Here is a 5,085-nt window from a genome sequence, read left to right as displayed (position 1 = left end):
CGCCCGGTGGGTGCGGCGCTATCGTGCCACAACCCATATGCGATAGCCCTCCTCCCGCAGGGGAGAGGGTTGGGGGCGCGGCTTACTCCGCCAGGCTCGCCAGCACGTGGACCCAGGAGCGGATGCCGCGGTGGAAGCTGTCCAGGTCGTATTTCTCGTTGGGGGAATGGATCTGGTCGTCGACATGGGCGAAGCCGATGAGCAGCGTGTCCAGGCCCAGAATGCGCTTGAAATCGCCGGCGACGGGAATGGAGCCGCCCGAGCCGGTGATGACGGCCGGCTTGCCCCATTCGGCTGAAAGGCCCGAAAGCGCCTTGCGCAGATAATCTCCATCGGCGGGCACGGTGATGGCCGGCGAGCCGCCATGGGGGATGAAGCGCACGCTGCAATCGGACGGCACCAGCGCCTCGACATGTTTGCGGAAGGCGGCGCGGATCTTGTCGGGGTCCATGCCCGAGACCAGGCGGAAGGAAATCTTGGCGCTGGCCTTGGCGGGAATGACCGTCTTGAAGCCTTCCCCGGTATAGCCCCCGATCATGCCGTTGATCTCGCAGGTGGGGCGCGACCACAGCATTTCGAGCACCGAGCGGCCCTGTTCGCCCGCCGGCAGGGACAGGCCGGCATCGGCCAGGAACTGCTTTTCGTCAAAGCCCAGCCCCTGCCACTGCGCCTTCAGCTCCGGGCTCAATTCGGCAACGTCGTCGTAAAAGCCGGGCAGGGTGACCGAGCCGTCGGGCGCGCGCAGGCTGGCGATGATTTCGGCCAGCACCTGGTTGGGATTGCGCGCCGCATTGCCGAACATGCCCGAATGCAGATCGCGCGCGGCGGCGGTGATCTCGATCTCGTCGGCGACGAGGCCCCGCAGCATGGTGGTGATGGAGGGGGTCTGGCGGTCCCACATGTCGGTGTCGCAGACCAGGGCGATGTCGGCCTGGGCCAATTCGTCGCGATTGGCCTGCATGAAGGGGGGCAGGTTGACGCCGCCGCTTTCCTCCTCGCCCTCCAGCATCAGCGAGATTTTGAGCGGCAGCCCGCCGGTGGCGGCCTTAAAGGCGCGGCAGGCCTCGATGAAGGTGAGCATCTGGCCCTTGTCGTCGGAGGCGCCGCGCGCCACGATGATCTGGCGGCCATTGGCGTCGGTGCGCAATTGCGGCTCGAAGGGATCGCTGTGCCAAAGCTCGAGCGGATCGACCGGCTGCACGTCATAATGGGCGTAGAACAGCACATGCGGCCCGGCCTGGTCGGGTCCGTGCGCGACCACCACCGGATGGCCCGGCGTGGGGCGGGCCTGGGCGGCAAAGCCGAGCCCGGACAATTCGCCCACCAGCCAGTCGGCGGCGCGCTGGCACTCGGGGGCATAGGCGGGATCGGTAGAGATGGATCTGATGCGCAAAAGCGCATAAAGCCGCTCGAGGCTGGCATCGAGCCCGGCATCGACCCGGGCGAGAACGGCTTCGAGGGCCTGGGAGGAAGAGGGCGTGGTCGAATTGGGCATGAGGCGAATCCTTTTTGCCCACATTCACCCCGGCGCGGGGCGCTGTCCAGCGCGGTTGCCGCAGGGCCGGGGCTCGGCTAGAGCATTTGATCGTTTCGCTGAAACGGCGAAATCGCTGCAGGTCTTCATCGTGCCGCGCTTCCGAAGCGTAAAAGCGTTGCCAGTTCTGCTGGAAACGCTCCGGGTCTTGGTTTTTTCGCGTTTCCGAACCGCAGAACCGTTGCCACTTCTGCTGGAAACGCTCTAGGTCACAGGCAAGGACGCCAGAAAGGGAGGCCGGCATGGCCGCGCATGAAGGCAGGGAGCGCACCACGGGCGAACTGATCGCCGCCATCACCGGACGCATGCCGGGACGGAACCTGCATTCGCGCGTGCTGTGGGAATTGGGCGTCGCCATCGTGCGCGGCGATTATGCGGAAGGGGAAATCCTGCCTTCGGACGTGGAGTTGCAGCAGCGCTTCTCGGTGTCGCGCACGGTGCTGCGCGAGGCGCTCAAGACGCTGGCGGCCAAGGGCATGATCGAGGCGCGGGCGCGCATCGGCACGCGCGTGCTGCCGCGCAAGCGCTGGAACCTGTTCGACGCCGACGTGCTGGCCTGGCATTTCGAAACCGGGCCCGATCTGGGGTTCCTGGCCAGCCTGGCCGAAATCCGCATCGGGGTGGAGCTGGAAGCGGCGGGGCTGGCGGCGCAGCGCCGCAGCGAGGCGGACGCGGCAGCGCTGGTGGCCTGCGCCGGCCGGCTGGGCGAGGCGCGCAGCGCCGAGCAATTCGCCCGCACCGACCTCGAATTCCACCGCGCGGTGGCCGATGCTTCGCGCAACCCCTTCATGGTCTCGATCAGCGCGCTGGTGGAACTGGCGCTGACCGCCATGTTCACCATCAGCTCGCCCATGGAAGACGAAGCGGCCATGGCCGCCACCGTGCTCGCCCATGGCCGCATCGCCGACGCCATCGCCCGCCGCGACCCCGACGCCGCCCGCACCGCCATGCGCGCCGTCATCAGCGAAGGCTTCGGCCGCGCCGCGGCGCGGATGGGCGGGGAAGGCGAACCGACATAGAGGCGGAGGAAGCGGTGGCCGGTATGCAGCAGATGAAGAGATTGAGGTCCGATCCGGTGTATAGAATTTAGAATGCAGAAAAGCGTCGTAATCATCCAGTCGAATTATATACCCTGGAAGGGGTATTTCGATCTCATTGCTTCCGTTGATGAATTCATCATCTATGATGACGTGCAGTTCACCAAGAACGACTGGCGAAACCGCAACCTGATCAAAGCTCCGGGCGGTCTGCAATGGCTTACCGTGCCCGTGGGGTCCGATATTCATCGGCGTATCCGGGATGTCGAGCTGCCTCAGAGCAATTGGCAAAAAAAGCATTGGAAGGCCCTTGAGGCGAGTTATGGCAGGGCTCCGTTTTACTCGGAGATTTCGGAGCTGCTCCGGCCGGCCTATTTCGAGCCTCAGACCCATCTTTCGAAACTGAACCGCCTGCTGATAGAGCAGATATGTCAATATATCGGCATCCACACCTATATCTCGAATTCGTGGGATCATCCCTATGGGGGCGAACGCAGCGAGCGGCTCGTCCAGCTCTGCCAGTCCCGCGGGGCCACACATTACATTTCGGGACCGGCCGCGCGCGACTATCTGGATGTCGCGCTTTTCGAGGCGCAGGGTATTACCGTGCAATGGTTCGATTATGGCGGCTATCGTGACTATCCGCAGCCCTGGGGCGAATTCACTCATCAGGTCAGTGTCCTCGACCTGCTATTCAGCTGCGGCAAGGCTTCGGCAGACTATATGAGGTATGTGAAGTGACAAAGCTGTCGGTCGTCGCCACGCTGTACAGATCGGCGGCTTATATAGAAGAATTCTGCCAAAGAAGCGCCATGGCCGCCCGGTCCTTTGCAGAAGACGATTTCGAGATCGTGCTTGTCAACGACGGCTCGCCCGATGACAGCCTGACCCGCGCGAGCCAGCTTGCCGCGCAAGATGACCACATTGTGGTGGTCGATCTTTCCCGCAATCATGGGCACCACAAGGCGATGATGACCGGGCTGTCGCATGCCCGAGGCGACTTCGTCTTCCTGATCGACAGCGATCTGGAAGAGCAGCCCGAATGGCTGCAGTCTTTCGCTGAAATCATGGCCAATGAGGGTTGCGACGTCGTCTACGGCGTTCAGAAAAGCCGAAAGGGCGGCATATTTGAGCGAGCCTCAGGGGCCTTGTTCTACCGGTTGCTGCGCGGCATCAGCGATATCGAGGTGCCGGCGAACATGACCGTAGCGCGGCTCATGACCCGGCGCTATGTGCGCGCGCTGACACGGCATCGGGAAGCGGAACTGTTCATGGCGGGGCTCTGGGTGGCCACGGGGTTCGAGCAACGTCCCCATCTGGTTCGGAAGGAAAGCCTCAGCCCGACCACCTACACGTTGCGCAAGAAGATTTCGCAACTGGTGAATTCGGTTACCTCGTTCAGCACCGCTCCGCTCAAGCTCATATTCTTCAGCGGATGCTGGATTTTCGGCGCTTCCGCGCTGTTCAGCGCCTATCTGGTGCTGAACTGGCTTTTCATGAGCCGGCCGCCGGGGGGATATACCTCGCTCATGGTATCGGTATGGCTGCTCGGCGGCCTGATCATTGCCTTTCTGGGCGTCATCGGCATGTATCTGGCTAAGATATACTCTGAGACCAAAGGGCGCCCCTATTCAATCGTGAGGGGCATATTTAGAAACGGTGCCTGGCAGGACGACAGCGGGGGCGAAGCATGAAGAAAGTGGTCATTTTCGGAATCTCCGACGCAGCGGAGCTGGCGCATTTCTATTTTTCCACGGATTCGGATTATGAGGTTGCAGCCTTCACCGTCGATGCTGATTTTCTTCCCGAATCCGGAGAGTTTCGCGGACTGCCCGTCATCCCGTTCGAAACGGTTCGGGAGCGGTTTCCCCCTGAGCAATATTTCATCTTCATCGCCTTGGGGTATTCGAAGCTGAATGAGGCGCGCAAGGCGAAATATCTCGAGACAAAGGCGCTGGGCTATAGGCTGGCGTCCTATGTCAGCTCCAAGGCGAGCGTGCTCAATGACGGGCGCATCGGAGACAACTGCTTCATCCTGGAAGACAACACCATCCAGCCATTCGTCACCATCGGCAATAATGTGACGCTGTGGAGCGGCAATCACATCGGCCATCACAGCACGATAGGGGATCATTGCTTTCTGGCGTCCCATATCGTGGTATCGGGGCGCGTGAGCGTGGGGGAATGCACCTTTATCGGGGTGAACGCGACGCTGCGCGACCATATCAAGATCGGAGCGCGATGCATCATCGGTGCGGGGAGCATATTGTTGTCGGATGCCGATGAGGGCGGGGTTTATATCGGCAGCCAGACCGAGCGTTCAAGAGTGCCCAGCCACCGGGTCCGGGCGATATAGCCGGACGGAAAAGCAGGAAGAACAGTTATGAAGTGGCGAAAACTCGGTCACGTATTCTGCGCCGACAAGCATAGCGAGTGGCTGCATAGCCACGCCATGATCCCCATTGCCGAACAGATCGAAGGGGATCGCTACAGGTTCTATTTCTCCTCGCGGGA

6 protein-coding genes are annotated in these 5,085 nt (G+C 62.0%); 5 read left to right on the top strand and 1 reads right to left on the bottom strand.

What is annotated here, in order from left to right:
- Positions 1–82: 82 nt before the first annotated feature.
- Positions 83–1,495 (bottom strand): M20/M25/M40 family metallo-hydrolase, encoded by a 1,413-nt coding sequence (locus VDP82_RS13690; protein WP_323015405.1) that lies wholly within the window; start codon positions 1,493–1,495, stop codon positions 83–85.
- Between VDP82_RS13690 and VDP82_RS13685 the strand changes: the two genes are divergently transcribed.
- The 5 genes from VDP82_RS13685 (at position 1,479) to VDP82_RS13665 (ending at position 4,927) form a co-directional block, all read left to right on the top strand.
- Positions 1,479–1,742 carry a hypothetical protein gene (locus VDP82_RS13685; RefSeq protein ID WP_323015404.1) on the top strand — a complete coding sequence of 88 codons (264 nt, stop codon included), beginning with the start codon at positions 1,479–1,481 and terminating at the stop codon, positions 1,740–1,742. The genes VDP82_RS13690 and VDP82_RS13685 overlap by 17 nt on opposite strands.
- A gap of 34 nt (positions 1,743–1,776) precedes the next feature.
- Positions 1,777–2,553, top strand: a complete 777-nt coding sequence (locus tag VDP82_RS13680; RefSeq protein ID WP_323015403.1) for a FadR/GntR family transcriptional regulator — start codon at positions 1,777–1,779, stop codon at positions 2,551–2,553.
- A 72-nt stretch (positions 2,554–2,625) separates the two neighbouring features.
- Entirely contained in the window at positions 2,626–3,312 is a 687-nt protein-coding gene (locus VDP82_RS13675) for a WbqC family protein (protein ID WP_323015402.1), read from the top strand.
- The gene (locus VDP82_RS13670; protein WP_323015401.1) at positions 3,309–4,265 is read left to right on the top strand and encodes a glycosyltransferase family 2 protein; all 957 of its coding nucleotides are present in this window, start codon (positions 3,309–3,311) and stop codon (positions 4,263–4,265) included. The genes VDP82_RS13675 and VDP82_RS13670 overlap by 4 nt, the downstream gene beginning before the upstream one ends.
- Complete coding sequence (locus VDP82_RS13665) at positions 4,262–4,927, top strand: acetyltransferase (RefSeq protein WP_323015400.1); 666 nt, start codon at positions 4,262–4,264, stop codon at positions 4,925–4,927. Before VDP82_RS13670 ends, VDP82_RS13665 begins: the two co-directional genes overlap by 4 nt.
- The last annotated feature ends 158 nt before the right edge of the window (positions 4,928–5,085 follow it).

The organism is Devosia sp. (assembly GCF_034675085.1).
Classification (GTDB): Bacteria; Pseudomonadota; Alphaproteobacteria; order Rhizobiales; family Devosiaceae; genus Devosia.
This window is presented reverse-complemented; position numbering and strand designations above follow the sequence as displayed.

Bases quoted from the DNA above. Each gene is read 5' to 3' on its own strand.
- VDP82_RS13690 (WP_323015405.1), bottom strand. From the start codon at position 1,495: ATGCCCAATTCGACCACGCCCTCTTCCTCCCAGGCCCTCGAAGCCGTT.
- VDP82_RS13680 (WP_323015403.1), top strand. From the start codon at position 1,777: ATGGCCGCGCATGAAGGCAGGGAGCGCACCACGGGCGAACTGATCGCC.
- VDP82_RS13675 (WP_323015402.1), top strand. From the start codon at position 2,626: ATGCAGAAAAGCGTCGTAATCATCCAGTCGAATTATATACCCTGGAAG.
- VDP82_RS13665 (WP_323015400.1), top strand. From the start codon at position 4,262: ATGAAGAAAGTGGTCATTTTCGGAATCTCCGACGCAGCGGAGCTGGCG.